We start from the raw sequence: 20136 nt of genomic DNA on the forward strand, positions 1-20136 counted from the left end.
CTTGCCGACGATTTTACCGTCGTGCGGCTGGAACATTAACCTCGGGCGGGCTAGACCATGGCCCCCGTCGGGCCTGTCACAAACCGGATGCAGGAATACTCGCAGATTGTCATCGATTTCGTTCGCCAGAATCACTGGTGGGCGTTGCCGATCGTGTTCGCGCTCGCATTTGGCGAGTCGCTGGCCTTTATCTCGCTTTTCATTCCGGCCTGGGCGTTGCTGGTTGCGATCGGCGCCCTGATCAACGCGTCCGGGCTGGTCTTCTGGCCGATCTGGCTCGCGGGCGCGGCGGGGGCGGCCGCCGGCGACTGGGTCTCGTACTGGTTCGGATTTCATTTCAAGGACCGCATCGCCCATATGTGGCCGTTATCGCGCCACCCCGACATGCTGCCGCGTGGGCACGCCTTCATGGAGAAATGGGGCATTCCGGGCATCTTCATCGGCCGGTTTTTCGGTCCGCTGCGCGCCGTTGTGCCCCTGATCGCCGGTATCCTGGAAATGGATTACTGGAAATTCCAGTCCGCCAATGTGCTTTCGGCATTGGTGTGGGCCTATGTGCTGCTGGCCTTCGGGGATGTCGGCATGGGGATTGCGAAATGGTTCGGGCTGGCACCGTGGTTCGACTGAACGGGTATCGCTCCGCCATATGACCATCGGCCCCACATTTCGTCATCCGATCGGAGCATTCGAGCGAAAGCTCCGCAGCCTTTACGATCAGGCCATGCGCGGATTGGGACGGGTGCCCTATGTGGCGCGCGCGCAGGGTGCGCGCTTCGTTGTCGACACGACCGACCTGATCGACCGCGAAATCGCCATCAATGCGATCTGGGAGGCGGCGCAGCTCGAAGACTTCGCCGCGATCTGCCGCACGCAGGACGTCGCCTGCTTTCTCGACATCGGCGCCAATGCAGGCGTCTATTCGGTTCTGCTGGCGATGAAGAATCTGGGCGGCGAGATCATCGCGTTCGAGCCCGATCCGGGCAATCGCGCCCGCCTGCGCGCCAATATCGCTGCCAACAACTTGCAGGACCGGATCCGCGTCGTCGAGGAGGCGGTCGGCGATAAGGCGAGCGAGGTCGTGCTGATGGAAGCCGGCAGTCACAACCGCGGCGAGTCCTGGATCGCGCATCCGGACAAGCCGCCGGAAGAAGCGCCCGGCGTCGCCTCGCACGTGGTGCGGCAGATCCGCTTCGACGACGTGTTCGCGTTCTCGGGCAAGACCATCCTGATCAAGATGGATGTCGAAGGCTCCGAGTTTCACGCGCTCGCCGGCATGGAACGCACGCTGCGCGACAACCGATGCTATGCCCAGGTCGAGCTCTATTCGGATCGCTTCGAAGAGTTGAAGGCGCTGTTCGCGCGGCACGGCTATCGCTATCTCAAGACCGAATATATCGATCACTATTTCACGAATATTCCGGGCATCGAGAGTTAGCTCTGCCACGATGGCGGCAGAGCCTCGTCACCTGCGTCGCCTTATTTGATCACGTCAGCGCCGGCCTTCAGGCGACCGCGTCCTGAGCGCCGGGCACGCCTTTTTCGAAAGATGAAAGTCGAGAGTCCGGGAATAACAAGGCGTCACCGGTGTTTAGGTGACCATCGTCTTTGTGCGCTGCGACGTTCCACGGTTCAACCCGCTGCGGTAAGGTCTGCCCAAGGTCTGGCCGATGGAATGAGAGCGAAGGTCAGCCGATCCAGGGAGGAACAGATGAGCCAACTGACACGCCGCACGGTACTGGGTGGTGCTGTAACCGCATCCGCAGCCGCGATGATGGGCGAATTTTCGTGGATGTCGTCCGCGCGCGCCGAAGCGCCGCAGATCGGCAAGCAGGCGCCCAATTTCTATCGTTACAAGGTCGGCGACACAGAGGTTTCGGTCGTGTCGGACGGTGTCGTCCGCTTCAAGCTGCCGCCCACCTTCGTCGCCAATGTCCCGACCGAAGAGGTGAAGAAGCAACTGGCGGCGAACTTCATCGATACCGAGATCTTCAACAATACCTACACACCGATCGTGGTGAATACCGGCAAGAACCTTGTCGTGATCGACACCGGCTTCGGCGAGGCCGGCATCGAGACCAGCAAGGGCACGGCCGGTAACTTCATCAACAATCTCTCAGCGGCGGGCATCGATCCGAAGGCGGTCGACACCGTGATCATTTCGCATTTCCACGGCGACCACGTGAACGGCCTCTTGCGCAAGGACAATTCTGTGGCGTTCCCCAATGCTGCGATCAAGGTGCCGGCCAAGGAGCACAAATACTGGATGGACGACGGCGAGATGAGCAAGGCCTCGGGCAGTGAACGCCTGGCCGGCCTGTTCAAGAACAATCGCCGCATCTTCGGCAATCCCGAGATCGCCAAACGCGTACAGCCCTACGAGCCGGGCAAGGAGATCGTGTCGGGGATCACCGCGGTCGAGACCAACGGTCATTCCCTCGGCCATAACTCGCAGGTGGTCTCGTCCGGCAACAAGTCTCTGTTCGTGCAGGGCGACGTGACGCACGTGCCGTATCTGTTTGCGCGCAATCCCGGCTGGCATCTGATGTTCGATCAGGACCCGCAGCAGGCCGAGGCGACGCGGCGCAAGGTCTACGACATGCTCGCCGCGGAAAAGATGATGGTGCAGGGCTTCCACTATCCGTTCCCCGCCGCGGCGTATATCGAGAAGACGCCGACCGGCTACCGCGAGCACATGGTGCAGTGGAGTTCGACGCTCTGAGATGAGCGATGGCAAGGGCCGCCCGAAAGGGCGGCCTTTGTGTTTGAGGTGCGAAGTCCAACCCACAAGGGAGGAAGTCATGACACATCTGACACGGCGCCACGTGCTTGGCGGTGCTGCGGCGATTGCTCTGGCTGGCGGCACCCAACTCTCGACGGCCCGGGCAGAGGCTCCCGCCGCTGGCACGGGTTTCCGCCGCACGAAGGTCGGCGACATCGAAATCACCGCCTTGTTCGACGGCGCCCGTCCGGGAAAGCTCACCGCGAGCCCGTCACGCAGTGCGAGCCTCGAACAATTCCAGGACGCGCTGGCCGCGGACAAACTGCCGCGCGACGAAGTCTCATTGGCGTTCCATCCGCTTGCGATCCGGACTGGCGGCAAGCTGATCCTGATCGATACGGGCAACGGTCCGCGCACGTTGCCGGCTGGCACAGGGCAGATGCCTGCGAATTTCGCCGCTGCCGGATTTGATCCTAAGCAGGTCGAAAAGATCATCATCTCGCATTTCCATGGCGATCATATCGGCGGCCTGGTGACGGCGGACGGCACGCCGGCCTTTCCGAATGCCGAGGTGACGGTGCCGCTCGACGAATGGAATTACTGGCTCGACGACGCCAACATGAACAAGGCGGCGGAAGGATCGAACCTGCGCAACGGGCACGCCAATGTCCGCCGCGTGTTCAGCGTGATCCCCGGCAAGAATCTGACGAAGTTCGAGGCCGGCAAGGAGGTCGCGCCCGGCATCACTTCGATCGCTACGCCCGGTCACACGCCCGGCCATACGTCGTTCGTGATTTCGTCGGGATCCGACAAGTTTCTTGTGCAGGCCGATGTGACATCCGGCGTCGCGACGGTGTTTGTTCGCAATCCGGACTGGGTCGCCGGCGGCGACATGGACGGGCCGACAGCAGTCGCGACGCGGCGCAAACTCTACGACATGCTTGCGGCCGAGAAGATGCCGATGTCGGGCTATCATCTGCCGTTCCCGGCGCTGGGCCGGATCGAGAAGGCGGGCAACGGCTACAGCTTTGTCCCGGTTTGAGCAGCCTCGCGATGAAAAGCCGCCCGGCCTGCACCGGGCGGTTTCGTTTTCGGCAGACTATTTCGCGTTCTGCTTCAACCAGGCCTGCATCATTGCGATCTCGCTTTCCTGCGCCTTGACGATCTCCTCGGCGAGCTTCCGGATTTGCGGATCCTTGCCGAAGGCGAGGACCGTCTTTGCCATGTCCACCGCACCCTGATGATGCGGGATCATCCCGCGTACGAAATCGACATCGGCATTGCCGGTGAAGGTGATGTCCATGCCTTCATGCATTTTCGCGTTGATCGCATGAAAGGCGAGGCTTGACGGGCCGGCATCGCCTTTCGGTTTGCTGCTGTCATGGGCGGAGTGGTCTGCCGCTGCGGCAGGCTTTTGTGGTGCGCCATGGCGGTGGTGCTGGTGCGATTGCGCAAAGGCGAGCGCGGTGCCAAGCGCGAGGGTGCCGGCCGCGAGGCCGACGATGACTTTCGTTCTCATTGATGTCTCCAAAGATGAATCATGCGCGCCGGCCGTGCCGCGCGCGGGACGATGATCTCGATCGGTCAGCCAAGGATGCGGGGAGGCGGCAGTGCCGGGGTCGTCTGCACCGGATCGAGACTGGCGGCCGGCGCTGCGGCCATGACCGCGAACAGGATGCGATGGAGCGGACGCGCCGTTACCCCGATCGGCTCGACCGCCATGAAGCAGGCGAACGCATTGCACTGAGCGTGCCTTGCCGGAGGAGCCTCGTCCTCGTGGCAGTCCGGCGTCGCGTCACGGGACCATTCAGCTTGCCCGTGCTCGGCCGCATGCGCCGTGGAGAAGGTCATGAGCGGCCCATGCATGACCGCCATCGTCCCGAACAGCACGATGAAGCACAGGCGCAGCATGGCCATGGTCCGCGTCATGCGATGGTCATATGCCAGGTCGGCGACGGCTGAAACTCAGGTGCGTCGCGGAATTGACCGCAAGACTGTCGCATCCTATATGGCCGCATCATGACGATCAGGCCCACAACGTTCCGCCGCCGCCGTGCCGCCTCCGCGGCCGGGACGGGTCCGTTGGTCTGATCCGATCCCTGCCGCGAGCCTCTGGAGCCGCGGCCCTGTCCAGCCAAATCCGCGCTTTCCAAGGCTTCACCGGCGACTTAAGAACCCGGCGGTAACAGACCGCCTTGCGGAGACACACATGGCGACGAAAGCGAAGATCGGCATCCTGGGTGCGTCGGGCTACACCGGCTCGGAGCTGGTGCGCATGCTCGTTCGCCACCCGCGCGCCGAGATCGCGCTGCTCACAGCCGACCGCAAGGCCGGCCAGGAGATGCGGAGCGTTTTTCCGCAATTCTCGCCATTCGATCTGCCGACGCTGGTGTCCATCGACGGGCTCGACTGGAAATCGCTTGGCCTCGATCTCGTCTTCTGTGCGCTTCCGCATGCCACGACCCAGAAGGTGTTGAAGGAGCTGCTGGCCGCCGCGCCCGAGACGAAGGTGGTCGACCTGTCGGCCGACTTCCGGCTGAGCGATACGGCGGCTTATGCGAAGTGGTACGGGCACGAGCATCATGCCCCCGAATTGCAGGCCGAGGCGGTGTACGGGCTTGCCGAAATCCACAAGCGCGACATCAAGAAAGCGCGGCTGGTCGCAAATCCCGGCTGCTACACCACCTGTGCGCAGCTGCCGCTGGTGCCGCTTCTGAAGAACAAGGCGATCGAGACCGATGGCATCGTGATCGATGCCAAGTCCGGCATGACCGGCGCGGGGCGAGCCGCGAAAGAGGCGATGCTGTTCTCCGAGGTGTCGGAGGGGTTCCACGCCTATGGCGTCGGTGGCCATCGGCACATGGCAGAGCTCGACCAGGAATTCTCAGCTGCGGCGGGTAAGGACGTCATCGTCAGCTTCACGCCGCATCTCGTTCCGATGAACAGAGGCATTCTGTCCACGATCTACGTGCAGGGCCGGCGAGGGCGCACGCCGGAGGAATTGCACGACATCCTTCTGAAATTCTACGAGAAGGCCGACTTCGTTCACGTCCTGCCGTTCGGCGAGACGCCACAGACGCGGCATGTGCGCGGCTCGAACTGGACCTTCATCGGTGTCGCCAGGGATCGCGTGCCCGGACGCGCGATCATCATTTCGGCGCTCGACAATCTGGTGAAGGGTGCGTCGGGGCAGGCCATCCAGAACATGAACCTGATGATGGGCTATCCCGAGACAATGGGCATCGATCAGATCGCGCTGTTCCCATAAGCCGGCCCACAGTCCTGCAGCGCCGCGGTTTCGCGGCGCTGCCATTTCGCTCAGACGATACGGAAGATCGCGAGGACCAGTACGGCCTGTGCGAGGAAGCTGACGGTGAAAGCCAGTGTGCGGACCACCGGCAGGCCCATCGCATAGACGATGGCATGCGCGAGGCGCGACCAGAAATAGACCGCGCAGGCAATCGCGGTGGTGCGCGTCGAAATGTCGAGCGTGTTCAGGATCAGCACCAGCGGTGCGAATGTCACGAGATTGTCGACGGCATTCGTGTGCGCGAAATAGAGACGCTGGGCCCAGGGCGATTGCGGCTTGTCCTTCGTGGTGGGGTTGTCGAGCGTGGCCCACAGCCCGCGCACCTTGATGCGGTCGAGGATATACGGGATCCAGATGACCAGCGTCAGGATGCAGGTCATCGTGAGCCAGAACAATTCCTTCGAAAGTTCGCCCGCCATCTCGCCCAGCACTGTCGCCTCCCGTTCGATTCCTCGCGCAACGCGAATATATCGCGACTTCGCCAAAGCGCGATACCAACCGGATGATGTCATATCGGGGCATCGCGCACCATGGTACGCTCCACAGCTGAAAGATTCAGGGGGAGGCCATGCTTATGCATTCGTGCCGGCGGTTCCTTGGTGGTTTCCCGTCTCGGGGGCGCAAGGCCGATCCTGAGCAAGGCGGTGACCGATGGCAGGATCAAGATCGTCGGCGCGACCTACGATCTCGCCATCGGCAAGGTCGATTTCGACATGGGCGCGGCGTGAGGCAGGGGCGCGTTTACGCCTTCACTTTCACATAGCTGCCCGGTGCGTCTTCGATCGGCGTCAGCTTACTGCCGCCCGGCGTGCGCGCCGGTACGCGCTCGTCACCCTGCGCGGTGATCCAGCCGAGCCAGTCCGGCCACCATGAGCCCGGCGTTTCCTTCGCCTTTTTCAGCCAGGCCTCGACATCGGTGCCGGTCGGCTTCGGGCCGGTCCAGTACTGATATTTGCCCTTGGAGACCGGGTTGACCACGCCCGCAATATGGCCCGAGCCCGAGAGGACAAACTTCACCGGGCCGCCGAAATATTTCGAGCCGACCAGAACGGACTTGGCCGGTGCGATGTGATCCTCGCGCGTGGCGAGATTGTAGACGGGCACCTTCACCTTCTTCAGATCGAGGGTGACGTCGGCGACCTTCATCTTTCCCTTGGTGAGCGCGTTGTTGAGATAGCAGTTGCGCAAATAGAAGGAATGGTTGGCCGCCGGCATGCGGGTGGCGTCGGAATTCCAGAACAGCAGGTCGAACGGGAAGGGCACCTTGCCGCGCAGATAATTGTTCACGACGTAGGGCCAGATCAGATCGTTGGACCGCAGCATGTTGAAGGCAGTCGCCATCTTCGCGCCTTCGAGGAAGCCCTGCTCGCGCATGCGCTGTTCAAGCGCCTCGAGCTGTTCCTCGTCGACGAAGACCTTGAGGTCGCCGGCATGGCGGAAGTCGACCTGGGTCGCGAAGAAGGTCGCGGATTTGATGCGATCGTCGTTCTTTGCTGCCATATAGGCGAGCGTCACCGCGAGCAGCGTCCCGCCAACGCAATAGCCCGCCGCATGCACCTCTTTCTCGCCGGTGACCTGCTCGATGACATCGAGCGCCGTCAGCGGGCCCTCGCGCATATATTCGGCAAATCCCTTGCGCGCGAGCCGCTGGTCGGGATTTACCCAGGAGATCACGAAGACGGTGAGGCCCTGATCAACGCACCACTTGATGTAGGATTTGTCGGGCGTGAGATCGAGAATGTAGAACTTGTTGATCCACGGAGGCACGATCAGGAGCGGCGTCTTCAGCACGCTCTCCGTGGACGGCGCATATTGAATGAGCTGCATTAGCTCGTTCTGGAAGATCACCTTGCCGGGCGTCACCGCAAGATTGCGGCCGACTTCGAACATGGTCGGGTCCGACTGGCGGATCTTCAGATTGCCGCGCTCGTCGATGTCCTCGGCCAGCATGGTCATGCCGCGCACGAGGTTCTCGGCATTGGACGACAAGGTCTCGCGCAGCAATTCGGGGTTGGTCAGAACGAAGTTCGACGGCGAGATCGCGTTGGCGATCTGTCGGATATAGAACTCGGCCTTCTGCCGCGTATGCGGATCAAGCGATTGCGCCTCGGCGACGAGCTGCTCGGCCCAATGCGTCGAGAGCAGGTAGGCCTGTTTCAGGAAATCGAAGAACTGGTTGCTTGACCATTCCGGGTCGGCGAACCGCTTGTCCTTCGGATCGGCTCGTACAACCGGCTCGGCCTCTTCACCGGACATGCGGCGGACCGCGCTGCCCCACAATTCGAGATAGGCGGCACCGAGCCTGCGCTGCAATTCCACCGCGCGCTGAGGATCCGACAGCCAGTATTCGAGAACCTGGCCAAGCGTCTTGACCGCGTCCCGGATCTGGTCGGGAAAATCGATCGTGGCCGCGCCTTGCTCGCGCGGCTTGAGATAGGCGGCGAGGGTCTTGCCGCCCTGTTCGACCAGGCGCGCGACATTGAACGCGAAGCGTTCGATATCGACGCTACCCGTTTCCGCGACGACCGGTCGATCCGGCAATTTGTTCATTGCCTCCCTCGAGCGTTTCCACGGGCCGACATGGCGACCGTATTGCCCTCCCGCAAGGTGATCGCCATCGGACGAATCCCTTGACGACTATGGACGTTAATCGCCCATTCTTTCATCCTTGCTTTGGTCATATTAGACCGATACTCGCGCCAATTCCCTTAAGAACCGCAGGACTGATGCCCAATCGCCGCATGAATGCATGTCCCGTGCCGGTCCGCGCCGCCGGCGTGTGCGTCGTGGCATTGGCCGCGGTACTGCTGTCCGGATGTTCCACGACGGACATCGACAAGATTCCGCACGAAATCGGCGGGTTGCCCGCAGGTGCTCCGGCGCGGCCGGCGCAGGCCGCGGATTTTCCCGCGGTACACGCAATGCCACCGCCGCGTGCAGCGCCTCTTGATCCCGATCAGCAGAAGCGGCTTGAGGCGGACCTTGTTGCAGCGCGGGAGCGTCAGGCGCGTCAGCAGAAGGAGGCGCTGAGGGCCGCGGGTGCAACGGAAGCGCAGGCGAAGGCCAAGCCAAAAAGCAAGCCGAAGAGCGAGGCCAACGGCCAAACCAGGGCGCGGGCCAAGGACCAGACCAAGAGCCAGGACAAGTCATCCGCCGGCAGTAGAGTGCCTGGTCAGGCCGCCCCCGGGACGCCTCCCTGGCCAATGCCGTCCCAGACCACTGGCGGAAGCCCGCGCCCGTGATAAAAGCATCCCATTCGCCGGCCATTTGAATCAACAATTCCCCGACTCCGGCTCGGGGGAGCCTTCGGGCTCCGACAAAGCCTTGGCGCCAAGGACACGCCTCCATGGAAGAATTTTATCGCGTTCGACGTCTGCCGCCCTACGTTTTCGAGCAGGTGAACCGCGCCAAGGCCGCCGCCCGCAACGCCGGCGCCGACATCATCGATCTCGGCATGGGCAATCCGGACCTGCCGGCGCCCGCGCATGTCATCGAGAAGATGAAAGAGACGCTCGGCAAGCCGCGCACCGATCGCTATTCGGCCTCGAAGGGTATCGCAGGCCTGCGCCGCGCCCAGGCGGCCTATTATGCGCGCCGCTTCGGAGTGAAGCTCAACCCCGATACGCAGGTCGTCGCGACGCTCGGCTCTAAAGAGGGCTTCGCCAATGTCGCGCAGGCGATCACTGCGCCGGGCGACGTCGTGCTGGTTCCCAATCCGAGCTACCCGATCCATGCCTTTGGATTCCTGATGGCGGGCGGCGTCATCCGCTCGGTACCGGCCGAGCCCAATCCGGACTTCTTCCTGGCACTGGAGCGGGCGCTGGTTCATTCGATTCCGAAGCCGATCGCGGTCATCGCCTGCTATCCGGCCAATCCGACGGCCTGCGTCGCAAGTCTGGATTTCTATCGCGACCTCGTGGCGTTCGCGAAGAAGCACGAGATTCTGATTCTGTCGGACCTCGCCTATGCCGAAGTCTATTTCGACGACAACCCGCCACCGTCCGTGCTGCAGGTGCCGGGTGCGATGGATGTCACCGTCGAGTTCACTTCGATGTCCAAGACATTCTCGATGCCGGGCTGGCGCATGGGCTTTGCAGTCGGCAACGAGCGGGTCATCGCGGCGCTCGGCCGCGTGAAATCCTATCTCGATTACGGCGCATTCACGCCGGTGCAGGTCGCGGCCACCGCCGCACTCAATGGACCGGACGATTGCATCCGCGAGATGCGCGATATCTATCGCAAGCGGCGCGACGCGATGGTCGAAAGCTTCGGACGCGCTGGCTGGCACATTCCGTCGCCGTCGGCCTCGATGTTCGCGTGGGCGAAATTGCCCGAGCCGTTCCGCGAGATGGGATCGATCGAGTTCGCGAAGCTGCTGGTCGAGAAAGCCGATGTTGCGGTCGCGCCGGGCATCGGATTCGGCGAGCACGGCGACGATCATGTCCGGATTGCACTCGTCGAAAACGAGCAGCGTATCCGGCAGGCTGCGCGCAACATCCGCCGCTTCCTCGAAACCGGAATCGACAAGCTTCATAACGTCGTTCCGCTCGCCAACCGGCGCTAGTCGCTCCGCCTCAAAGTTTCGGATCTGGATATGGTCGCGCCCCTCAAGGTGGGTCTTGCCGGCTTAGGCACTGTCGGCTCTTCGGTCGTACGGCTCATTGCCGAAGGACAGCTGGCCGCGCGGTGCGGTCGGCCGGTCGAAGTTGCTGCCGTCACCGCCCGCAAGAAGGGCAAGGATCGCGGTGTCGATCTGTCCGGCGTGCGCTGGATCGACGATCCGGTGGCGCTTGCGTCCGACCCGGCGATTGATGTGTTCGTCGAACTGATGGGCGGCGACGGCGATCCGGCGAAGGCGGCGATTGAAGCCGCCCTGAAGGCGAAGAAGTCGGTTGTCACCGCCAACAAGGCGCTGCTTGCGAAACACGGTCTCGCGCTCGCCGAACTCGCCGAGAAGAACGGCGTCGCGCTGAATTTCGAAGCCGCTGTCGCCGGCGCGATCCCGATCATCAAGACGCTGCGCGAGGGATTTGCAGGCAACTCGTTCGCGCGCATCTACGGCATCCTGAACGGGACCTGCAATTACATCCTGACCCGGATGGAGCAGGACAAGCTGTCCTTCGCCGAGTGTCTCAAGGACGCACAACGGCTCGGTTACGCCGAGGCCGATCCGACCTTCGACGTCGAGGGTTACGACACGGCGCAGAAGCTCGCGATCCTGGCGTCGATCGCGTTCGGTACCAGGGTCGATGCGGACGCGATCTATGTCGAGGGCATCTCTTCGATCGCGCCGGCCGATCTCATGGCCGCCGACGAACTCGGCTACCGCATCAAGCTACTCGGCGTTGCGGTGAAGACCGAAGGCGGAATCGAGCAGCGCGTGCATCCGACCATGGTGCCGAAGGATTCGGCGATCGCGCAGGTGATGGGCGTGACCAATGCGGTGACGGTGGACGCCGAGGGCATCGCGCCGATCACGCTGGTCGGTCCTGGCGCGGGCGGCCTCGCGACGGCCTCGGCGGTGGTCGCCGATATCGGGGACATTGCCCGCGGGGCGCGCGTTGCGCCATTCGGGCGCGCGGTCGAAAGCCTCACGATCGCGGGCAAGGCGCCCATGCAGATGCACGAGGGTGGCTATTACATCCGGCTCCTCGCCGTGGATAAGCCGGGAACCGCGGCGACCATCGCCACGCGCCTCGCGGAACAGGAAATTTCGCTGGAATCGATCGTGCAGCGGCATCTCGGGCCGCAGGGCGGCAAGGACGCCAGGACCGCGAGCGGCCCGGTTCCGGTCATCCTGATCACCTATGCGACCACGGAAGACGCGGTGCGGCGGGCTCTCGCGGCGGTGAAAGCCGACCAAGTGATTTCCGGCGAGCCGCAATTGATCCGTATCGAGAAAAACCGATAGAAGCTTGCCGGGCGGCCGCGAACTGGCCGCCTCTGGCGGGGAAGGGGACGAAATGACGTCGACGATTACCGTAGCACCCAATCTGGTACTCGAGCGTGTTCTGTCGCTCGAAATAGTGCGCGTCACCGAGCGCGCAGCGGTGTCGGCGGCGCGGCTGCGGGGACATGGCAAGGACAAGGCCTCCGACCAGGCCGCGGTTGATGCGATGCGGCGCGAGCTCAACAGGCTGCCGATCGACGGCACGGTGGTGATTGGCGAGGGCGAAATGGACGAGGCGCCGATGCTGTTCATCGGCGAGCAGGTTGGCAACAAGAGCGGGTTCAAGGTCGATATCGCGGTCGATCCGCTCGAAGGCACGACCTTGTGCGCGAAGAACATGCCAGGCGCGATCGCAACGCTGGCGATGGCCGATGCCGGCACGCTGCTTCATGCGCCCGACTGCTACATGGACAAGATTGCGATCGGACCAGGCTATCCGAAGGGCACCATCGATCTTGACGCACCACCGGAAGAGAACATCCTCAACCTCGCGAAGGCCAAAGGCGTGAAGCCGTCCGAGATCACGGCGATCCTGCTTGACCGGCCTCGGCATGCCGACATCATCGCCTCCGTGCGCAAGACCGGCGCGGCGGTCAGCCTGATTTCCGACGGCGACGTTGCCGGCGTCATTCACTGCGCCGAGCCGAAGACCGGGATCGACATCTATCTCGGCATCGGCGGCGCGCCGGAAGGCGTGCTGGCGGCGGCGGCGCTCCGCTGCATCGGTGGCCAGATGCAGTGCCGCCTCGTCATTGACTCGGAGGCGTTGCGCGAGCGCACGCTGAAGATGGGCATCAAGGATCCGAAGAAGAAATACGAGATCGAAGACATGGTGAAGGGCGACTGCCTATTCGCCGCCACCGGCGTCACCACCGGCCCGATGCTCACCGGCGTCAAGTTCGGCAAGAACATCATCGAGACCGAGACTGTCGTGATGCGCTCCGTCACCGGCACGGTGCGCTACATCCGCGCCGAACATCGTCAGCTCGACAAGTTCCACCTCGACTGAGATTGCGACCATGACGCACGCAGATTCCGACGGCGGCGTGTGCGTCCATGATCGGATCTGACCTCCTCATCCGGCCGCCGGGGCCGGATGAGCGTTCCGCCTGGGAGCCGCTCTGGCAGGGCTATCTCACCTTCTACGAGTCACGGGTGCCGCCCGAGACGACCGACGTGCTGTGGCAGCGGCTGCACGATCCGGCCGAGCCGATGTTCGTGCTCGGGGCCTATTCCGGCGGCCGGCTTATCGGGATCGTCCACTATCTTTTCCACAGGTCGTGCTGGACCATCGGCGACTATTGTTACCTCCAGGACCTGTTCGTGGTGAAGGAAGCGCGGGGCCTCGGCGCCGGCCGCGCACTGATTGAGGCCGTAGAACAGGCGGCGCGGGCCCATGGGGCGAGCCGGGTTCATTGGCTGACCCAGGAAGACAACCACACGGCCCGCGCGCTCTATGACAAACTGGCAGATCGGTCCGGCTTCATTCAGTATCGCAAGCTCTTCTGACAAGCCGATTCGGTTCTAATGTCTGCCGCTTTGCCAGCGCTGGCCCCAATGTCGGAAGCGCCTCAGCGCTTCTTTCTGGGGGTAGAGAAATCCGTGCGCGGCCGCGCCTGGCGCGACCGGCTGGACGCGCGCGGCACCGCGCTCGCCCTTGCGATTGCCCAGCGCCACGGCGTGCCGGACATGCTGGCGCGCATTCTGGCCGGCCGCGGCATCGAGGCCGCAGATGCGGACGGCTATCTCGATCCCGCCGTGAAACGGCTGATGCCAGATCCCGACACGCTGACCGGGATGCGCGATGCGGCAGCGCGCATTGCCGACGCCATCGTGCGCTCGGAGAATGTTGCGATCTTCGGCGACTATGACGTGGACGGGGCCACATCGTCGGCGCTGCTCGCCCGTTATCTTCGCCATTTTGGACTGAACCCCGTCATCCACATTCCGGACCGGCTGTTCGAAGGATACGGTCCCAACGTCGATGCGATCCGCGGGCTCGCCGAGCGCGGCGCGACCCTGCTGGTGACGGTGGACTGCGGCACGACATCGATCGAGCCTTTGACCGAAGCGGCGAGGCTCAAGCTCGACACGGTCGTCATCGATCATCACCAATGCGATCCACTGTTGCCGCCGGCGGTTGCGATCGTGAACCCGAACCGTCTCGACGATCTGTCCGGATTGAATCATCTGGCCGCCGTCGGTCTCGTGTTCATGACGCTGGTCGCGACCAATCGCGAATTGCGGCGGCGCGGCTTTTTCGACGGCACGCGCTCCGAGCCTGATCTGCTCGGCGCGCTCGATCTCGTTGCGCTGGGCACCATCGCGGATGTCGTGCCGCTGAGGGGGCTGAACCGCGCCTTCGTGTCGAAGGGCCTGATCTCGATGCGGCGCCGCGAGAATGTCGGGCTTACCGCGCTGATGGATGCGGCGCGGCTCGACGGACCGCCCGAGCCGTATCATCTCGGCTTCGTCCTCGGGCCGCGCATCAACGCAGGCGGGCGCATCGGACGCGCCGATCTCGGTGCCAATCTGCTGCTTGAGGAAGATCCCACCGAGGCGGGACGGATCGCTGCCGAACTCGACCGGCTCAATCGCGAGCGGCAGGCGATGGAGCAGCAGATGCTGGCCGAGGCGGAGGCCGAGGCCCTTGCCGCACTGGGGCTGGAAGAGAAGGGCGCCGTCGTCGTGACCGCGTCCGAGGGCTGGCATCCGGGAATTGTCGGACTTGTTGCCGCACGGCTGAAGGAAAAATTCGCCCGCCCCGCATTTGCGATCGCGCTCGGCGTTGGCGGCATCGGCACCGGATCGGGTCGTTCGATCCAGGGCGTCGATCTCGGTCGCGCCGTTCGGAAGGCGGTGGCGGACGGTCTCCTTCTGAAAGGCGGCGGGCACGCGATGGCGGCCGGCATCACCATCCGCCGCGAGCGGCTGGCGGAATTCCGAGCCTATCTGGAAGCCGAACTCGGCGATGCTGTCGAGGCGGCGAGACGCGACGAGGCGCTTCTGATCGACGGCGCGCTCAGCGCCGCCACCGTGAGCCTCGAATTCTGCGCGTCGATGTTGCGGGCAGGGCCCTTCGGCGCCGGCAATCCCGATCCGGTTTTCGCCTTACCGGCGCACATCATCGCCTTCGCCGATATTGTCGGCGACCAGCACATCCGCGCGCGCCTGCGCAGCGTGGACGGTGCGTTTCTCAACGCCATCGCATTTCGTTCCGCGAACAGCGATCTTGGCCGCGCACTGATCGAAGGCCGCGGGCAGTCCATGCATGTGGCGGGACAGCTCTCGGTCGACCGCTGGCAGGGGGCGGAACGCGTGCAGCTGCGGCTGCTCGATGTGGCGCGCACGGACCGCATTGGCTAAGACAGCGCAGCACTGTCACAGGAAAGCAGCCGGGAATGTCCAAGCTCAATCTCTCCATCGCCATCGGTGATTACGACCGCAACCGCCCGCTGATTGACGGCGCCGTGCAGATGGATGGTGTCGATCCCGTCTTCATGACGCTGTCGCCAGAGGAGATTTTCTTCCGTGCCTTCAAGACGACCGATTTCGACATCTGCGAATTGTCGCTATCCAGCTCAACGGTGAAGACCGCAGACGGCAATTTTCCCTATGTCGGTGTGCCGGCATTCCTGTCCCGCTGTTTCCGCCACACGTCGATCTATGTGCGCACGGACCGGATCAAGAAGCCGGAGGACCTGAAGGGCAAGCGTATCGGCCTGCCGGAATATCAGCTCACGGCGGTGGTGTGGGCGAGGGCGCTGCTCGAGGACGAATTCGGTGTGAAGCCGTCGGACGTCACCTGGGTCCGCGGCGGGATCGCGCATCCGGGGCGGCCCGAGAAGATCAAGCTCAACCTGCCGAGCAATGTGCGGCTTGAGAACGCGCCCGAAGGCAAGACGATTTCGGGCATGCTTGCGTCCGGCGAGATCGACGCGTTCATGGCGCCGCGCGCACCGGCGTTGCCGGCGGATACGCCCAATGTCGGCTGGTTGTTTCCGGATCCTGAAGCCGCGGCGAAGGACTACTACAGGCGCACCAAGATCTTCCCGATCATGCATATCGTCGGGGTGCGCAAGACGCTTGCGGAGAAGCATCCCTGGCTGCCGGCAGCGGTGCTGAAGGCGTTCGAGCAGTCGAAGGCGATCGCGATGGAGCGCCTCGCCGACGTGTCCGCGGTGAAGGCGACGCTGCCCTTCATCGAGGAGCGCATCCTGGAAGCGCGCGCGCTGATGGGCGATGATTATTGGTCCTATGGCGTGCCGGCAAACCGGCACGTGCTGGAGACGTTCTTCCGTCACCACCACGCGCAGGGGCTCTCGTCGAAGCTCGTGACGCCGGAGGATCTGTTCCATCCGGCGACACTGGAGAGCGTGAAGATCTAGCCGTCAGGCCTTCGCAGGCTTCAGCTTCACGTGGATATTCTTCTCCTGCGTGAAGGCGAGCATTTCCTCGAAGCATTCCTCGCGGCCGATGCCGCTCTGCTTGAAGCCGCCGAACGGCGCGCCGAGGAAATGCTTGGAAACCTCATTGACCCAGATGAAGCCGGCCTCGACTTCCATCGCGGTGCGATGGGCGGTCGAGAGGTCGTTCGTCCAGATCGAGCAGGTGAGGCCGTATTCGACGGCATTCACCTGTTGCAGCATCGTCTTCTCGTCCGACCATTTGAAGATCGACAGCACCGGGCCGAAGATTTCTTCGCGTGCGATCTTCATGTCGGGCGTGACGTCGGCATAGATGCTTGGCTCGACGAAGAAACCCTTGGCGAGTTTCGGATCGGACGGGCGATTGCCACCATAGAGCAGCCGCGCACCATCGGCCTTGGCTGACTCGATGTAGGACAAGACGCGCTCGTACTGCACTTTGGACACGATGGCGCCCATGGTCGTCGCCGGATCGGTCGGAATGCCGGGCTTGTAATACGCGGCCTTCTCTTTGACCTTGGCGAGAACGGCGTCGTAGATCTTCTCATGGACGAACGCGCGGCTGGTGGATCCGCAGGACTGGCCGCACCAGGTGAAGTTCATGCCGCCGATGACGCCGCCGGCAACCTCGTCGGGATCGGCATCGGGATAGGCAATCAGCGCGTTCTTGCCGCCGAGTTCGAGCAGCACGGGCTTCACCGTTTCCGCCGCCGCCTTCATCACGGCGCGACCGGTCGGCACGCTGCCGACAAGTGCCACCATCGCAATATCCGGATGTGAGGACAGCCGGGCGCCCGCGTCCCGGCCGCCGGGGACGACGTTGAACACGCCGGGCGGGAACAGGCCGTCACACAATTCGGCGAGACGCAGCGAAGAGAGCGGCGCCTGTTCCGGCGGCTTCACAACGATGGTGTTGCCGGTCGCCAAAGCTGCTGCCGACTTTCCGGCGCAGAACATGAAGGGGTGGTTGAAGGGGATGATGCGCCCGACGACGCCGCGCGGCTCACGCACGGAGAAGTTCACGACGTCCGGTCCCATCGGGATCGAAGCGCCTTTCACCTCGGTGACGAGACCGGCGAAGAACTCCATCTGCGCGGCGGCGATGGTCGCGTCCGCCAGCATTTCCTTGACCGGGTTGCCGCAATCGGCGGCATCGATCATCGCGAGTTCTCCGGCGTTCTCACGCAGGATCTGCGCGACCCGCTTCAGGATGCGTGCGCGCTCGAGCGGCGGAACGCGCCGCCATTCGTTGAAGGCTGCCTTGGCGGCCGCGATCGCTGCGTCCATGTCGGCGGTTCCGCAATCGGCGACCTTGCCGAGCGATTCACCCGTGCCCGGGCTGATGGTGTCGACATATCGGCCGTCTTTCGGCGCATGCCATTTCCCGCCGTAATAGGCATCGCGGTGCTCGGGCAGGGTGACTTTTGTCGGGATGGCGGGCTGGGGCGGGACGGCGGTGTTCATGGGTCAACTCCGAACGACGTGGAGAAAGCCATCACGAGTCAGGCTGACGCACTCGGGGCGCGCGATCTGCGACAGGAAACCACGTGTCATTTCTTCAGCGGCACCTGGAACAGTTCGGCCTGCTGCTCCTTCGACAACTCCTTGTCGATGAATTTCAGCGTGACAGCTTCCGGGAGTAGCGTGTCGAGACCCTTGATCTGGTCGGGCTCGATAATTGCACGCGGGAAGAACTGGTCGCGTACCCGCTTTGCCATCCCTTCGTCAATCTTCGCGAATTCCGCGTAGTCCTTGATCGCCGGATCGCTGGGATACATAGTCGATGGTTTGGCGGTAGGCTTGCCGGCCTTTTCGCCGACGTGCGAGTCGCGGTGTCCCAGTTGCCGCGCTGCCCGATAGCGAGCTTCAGCTTATCCTGGCAAGAGCCAGCGGCGACTGGGAGAGCGTGACTGCGCCGATCGCGGCCGCGACAAGCAGCGCGGTGGTTGGTGTCATCATGTCCTCCGTCGTTTCTTAGAACCGCTTGATCTGGTCGAGCCCGCCGAGGCGTCCGACCAGCGCGTTGGCTGCGATCGCGAGGACGAACAGCACGATCAGCATCGCGTACATGCGCGGCATGTCGAACAGGCTGTACGCCTGGATGATCAGGAAGCCGATGCCGCGGTTCGACAGCTTGGTTTCCGCCAGCAGCGTGCCGATCAGTGCGACGCCGAGGCCGAGCCGGATGCCGTTGATGATCGGATGGCGCATCGCCGGCAGATAGACCTTGGTCGCCATCTGCCAGGCATTGGCGCGGAAACTCTGGCCGACACGGATCAGTACCGGCTCGATCTGCCGCATGCCGGCCGCGACCGACAGCGCGATCGGGAAGAAGCAGGACAGCGTGCCGAGGGCGATCTTCGATGGGGGGCCAACGCCGAACCACATGATCATGATCGGGAAGAAGATGATCTTTGGCGTCGGCCCGAGATAATAGAGATAGGGCTCGTACGCGCGGCTCAGGAACTTGTTGCCGCCGATAACGAGCCCGACCACGATGGCGCTGATGCCCCCGATCGCGAGCGCCGCGGCGACTTCGTAAGCCGTGACGCCGAGGTGCCAGTAATATTGCGGATCGGTGAGAAGGCCGACGATGGCCTTGCCGATGGCGAACAGCGAGGGGACGACGTCGCGATAAAGGAGGCCCGATTGCGCAAGTGCCTCCCAGCCAAGGAGCACCGCCGCGATGATGGCGATGCGAACCAGCGTCACCGGACCGATGACCGGTGCGCGCATCGAGGCGGTTCGTGTCAGGCGGCCCGCGTCAGCCATCGCTCAATCCATTCCACGACAACGAAGAAGCACACGCTCACCAGGATCACGAAGCAGATCGCGGCATAGGTGCCGGCGAGGTCGTAACGTTCGGCCAGGTCGTTGATGAGCTGGCCGAGGCCGCCGAAATTGATCAGGAATTCCACGCCGACGACATTGATGAGCGCGAAGATCAGCCCGAGCTTGAAACCGGTGAAGATCGTCGGGAGCGCGGACGGAAGCTGGATCTTCCAGAAGATCTGCCAAGGCGAGAGCTTGAAGCTCCGGCCGACATTCATCAGCACGTGCCTGGTGCCGGACAGGCCCTCGATGGTCTTGAGGATGACGGCCGGAAGACCCGCAACGAAACCCATCATGATGATGGTGGTCGCGGAGCGGCCAAAGATCACCATGAACAGCGGATACATCAGGACGGTCGGCGCCGCCGCGGCTGCCGCGACCCAGGTTTCGGTCGCCTGTCGCAGGATGTTGAACTTGTGCAGCAGCGTACCGATGGAGATGCCGAATATCGCAAGGAGGGCTGCCGCGGAGATGCATTCCCTCATCGTCAGCATGAAGCGTTCGACGATCTGCTCCTCGACAATCACGCGTTCGAATGCAAGCGCTACGTCTGACGGTGGCGGCACGATGAACTTGTTCAGCACGCCGGTGACGACGAGCACCTGCATCAGCGCAATGAACGCAGCGAGAGTCCCCAGTCCGAGCAGGACAGGCGCAACTCGCGAGCGGGACAGGGCGGCGTTCACGTGCGCCGTCCCGGCGCAAGGCGGGCCTGCGCTTCAGATTCTGCCAGACCGCGGCTCGCCTCTTCGCGAAGGTCGCTCCAGATCTGCGCGACGTAGTGGCCGAAGGCATCGCTGCCGACGATGTCGGAGGTGCGGGGGCGCGGCAGGTCGATATCGACGATGCGTTTGATCTTTCCGGGGCGGTAGGTCATCACCATGATCCGGTCGGAAAG

21 protein-coding genes and 1 pseudogene are annotated in these 20136 nt (G+C 63.4%); 13 read left to right on the forward strand and 9 right to left on the reverse strand.

What is annotated here, in order from left to right; all coding sequences use genetic code 11:
* Positions 1–87: 87 nt before the first annotated feature.
* From VNZ93_RS20510 to VNZ93_RS20525, 4 genes are all read left to right on the forward strand, one after another.
* A complete protein-coding gene (locus tag VNZ93_RS20510; RefSeq protein ID WP_325709633.1) occupies positions 88–627 on the forward strand; it encodes a DedA family protein in 540 nt (179 codons plus the stop codon).
* A 19-nt stretch (positions 628–646) separates the two neighbouring features.
* Positions 647–1435: an FkbM family methyltransferase gene (locus VNZ93_RS20515; RefSeq protein ID WP_325709582.1), complete on the forward strand. Its 789-nt coding sequence runs from the start codon at positions 647–649 to the stop codon at positions 1433–1435.
* Between the two features lie 273 nt (positions 1436–1708).
* Positions 1709–2719 carry an MBL fold metallo-hydrolase gene (locus tag VNZ93_RS20520; RefSeq protein ID WP_325709584.1) on the forward strand — a complete coding sequence of 337 codons (1011 nt, stop codon included), beginning with the start codon at positions 1709–1711 and terminating at the stop codon, positions 2717–2719.
* Positions 2720–2798: 79 nt separating this feature from the next.
* Entirely contained in the window at positions 2799–3761 is a 963-nt protein-coding gene (locus tag VNZ93_RS20525; RefSeq protein WP_325709587.1) for an MBL fold metallo-hydrolase, read from the forward strand.
* A 57-nt stretch (positions 3762–3818) separates the two neighbouring features.
* Here VNZ93_RS20525 and copM read toward each other — a convergent pair whose 3' ends face one another.
* Both copM and VNZ93_RS20535 read right to left on the reverse strand, forming a co-directional pair.
* Entirely contained in the window at positions 3819–4238 is a 420-nt protein-coding gene (gene copM / locus VNZ93_RS20530) for a CopM family metallochaperone (protein WP_325709590.1), read from the reverse strand.
* Positions 4239–4303: 65 nt separating this feature from the next.
* Entirely contained in the window at positions 4304–4648 is a 345-nt protein-coding gene (locus VNZ93_RS20535) for a hypothetical protein (protein ID WP_325709593.1), read from the reverse strand.
* Positions 4649–4928: 280 nt separating this feature from the next.
* Here VNZ93_RS20535 and argC point away from each other — a divergent pair, with 280 nt between their 5' ends.
* Positions 4929–5987: an N-acetyl-gamma-glutamyl-phosphate reductase gene (gene argC / locus VNZ93_RS20540; protein WP_325709596.1), complete on the forward strand. Its 1059-nt coding sequence runs from the start codon at positions 4929–4931 to the stop codon at positions 5985–5987.
* Between the two features lie 50 nt (positions 5988–6037).
* On the opposite strand, the gene VNZ93_RS20545 is transcribed toward argC, so the two are convergent.
* A complete protein-coding gene (locus VNZ93_RS20545; RefSeq protein WP_325709636.1) occupies positions 6038–6448 on the reverse strand; it encodes an MAPEG family protein in 411 nt (136 codons plus the stop codon).
* 180 nt (positions 6449–6628) lie between these two features.
* Between VNZ93_RS20545 and VNZ93_RS20550 the strand changes: the two genes are divergently transcribed.
* Positions 6629–6757 carry a hypothetical protein gene (locus tag VNZ93_RS20550; protein WP_325709599.1) on the forward strand — a complete coding sequence of 43 codons (129 nt, stop codon included), beginning with the start codon at positions 6629–6631 and terminating at the stop codon, positions 6755–6757.
* A gap of 13 nt (positions 6758–6770) precedes the next feature.
* On the opposite strand, the gene VNZ93_RS20555 is transcribed toward VNZ93_RS20550, so the two are convergent.
* Positions 6771–8579 carry a class I poly(R)-hydroxyalkanoic acid synthase gene (locus VNZ93_RS20555; RefSeq protein ID WP_325709601.1) on the reverse strand — a complete coding sequence of 603 codons (1809 nt, stop codon included), beginning with the start codon at positions 8577–8579 and terminating at the stop codon, positions 6771–6773.
* 176 nt (positions 8580–8755) lie between these two features.
* Here VNZ93_RS20555 and VNZ93_RS20560 point away from each other — a divergent pair, with 176 nt between their 5' ends.
* The 7 genes from VNZ93_RS20560 to VNZ93_RS20590 all read left to right on the forward strand — a co-directional run bounded on the left by VNZ93_RS20560 (position 8756) and on the right by VNZ93_RS20590 (position 16367).
* Positions 8756–9271, forward strand: a complete 516-nt coding sequence (locus VNZ93_RS20560; protein WP_325709603.1) for a hypothetical protein — start codon at positions 8756–8758, stop codon at positions 9269–9271.
* Positions 9272–9375: 104 nt separating this feature from the next.
* Positions 9376–10593: an LL-diaminopimelate aminotransferase gene (locus VNZ93_RS20565; RefSeq protein WP_325709605.1), complete on the forward strand. Its 1218-nt coding sequence runs from the start codon at positions 9376–9378 to the stop codon at positions 10591–10593.
* Positions 10594–10623: 30 nt separating this feature from the next.
* A complete protein-coding gene (locus tag VNZ93_RS20570) occupies positions 10624–11940 on the forward strand; it encodes a homoserine dehydrogenase (protein WP_325709608.1) in 1317 nt (438 codons plus the stop codon).
* 52 nt (positions 11941–11992) lie between these two features.
* Positions 11993–12988 carry a class II fructose-bisphosphatase gene (gene glpX, locus VNZ93_RS20575; protein ID WP_325709611.1) on the forward strand — a complete coding sequence of 332 codons (996 nt, stop codon included), beginning with the start codon at positions 11993–11995 and terminating at the stop codon, positions 12986–12988.
* 47 nt (positions 12989–13035) lie between these two features.
* Positions 13036–13488, forward strand: a complete 453-nt coding sequence (locus VNZ93_RS20580; RefSeq protein WP_325709614.1) for a GNAT family N-acetyltransferase — start codon at positions 13036–13038, stop codon at positions 13486–13488.
* Between the two features lie 48 nt (positions 13489–13536).
* Positions 13537–15345, forward strand: coding sequence for a single-stranded-DNA-specific exonuclease RecJ (gene recJ, locus VNZ93_RS20585; RefSeq protein WP_325709617.1), 1809 nt, complete (start codon positions 13537–13539; stop codon positions 15343–15345).
* 35 nt (positions 15346–15380) lie between these two features.
* On the forward strand, positions 15381–16367 hold the full coding sequence (locus VNZ93_RS20590; RefSeq protein ID WP_325709620.1) for an ABC transporter substrate-binding protein: 987 nt from the start codon (positions 15381–15383) through the stop codon (positions 16365–16367).
* A 3-nt stretch (positions 16368–16370) separates the two neighbouring features.
* Here VNZ93_RS20590 and VNZ93_RS20595 read toward each other — a convergent pair whose 3' ends face one another.
* The 5 genes and pseudogenes from VNZ93_RS20595 to VNZ93_RS20615 all read right to left on the reverse strand — a co-directional run.
* Positions 16371–17870 (reverse strand): aldehyde dehydrogenase family protein, encoded by a 1500-nt coding sequence (locus VNZ93_RS20595; protein WP_325709623.1) that lies wholly within the window; start codon positions 17868–17870, stop codon positions 16371–16373.
* A gap of 86 nt (positions 17871–17956) precedes the next feature.
* Positions 17957–18184 (reverse strand): hypothetical protein, encoded by a 228-nt coding sequence (locus VNZ93_RS20600; RefSeq protein ID WP_325709626.1) that lies wholly within the window; start codon positions 18182–18184, stop codon positions 17957–17959.
* 196 nt (positions 18185–18380) lie between these two features.
* On the reverse strand, positions 18381–19178 hold the full coding sequence (locus VNZ93_RS20605; RefSeq protein ID WP_325709629.1) for an ABC transporter permease: 798 nt from the start codon (positions 19176–19178) through the stop codon (positions 18381–18383).
* Complete coding sequence (locus VNZ93_RS20610; RefSeq protein WP_325709631.1) at positions 19157–19924, reverse strand: ABC transporter permease; 768 nt, start codon at positions 19922–19924, stop codon at positions 19157–19159. The genes VNZ93_RS20605 and VNZ93_RS20610 overlap by 22 nt, the downstream gene beginning before the upstream one ends.
* Positions 19921–20136, reverse strand: a pseudogene (locus tag VNZ93_RS20615) (nitrate ABC transporter ATP-binding protein); the annotation flags it as partial. The pseudogene VNZ93_RS20615 and the gene VNZ93_RS20610, both read right to left, overlap by 4 nt.

The sequence above is a fragment of the Pseudorhodoplanes sp. genome, assembly GCF_035565795.1.
Taxonomy (GTDB): domain Bacteria; phylum Pseudomonadota; class Alphaproteobacteria; order Rhizobiales; family Xanthobacteraceae; genus Pseudorhodoplanes.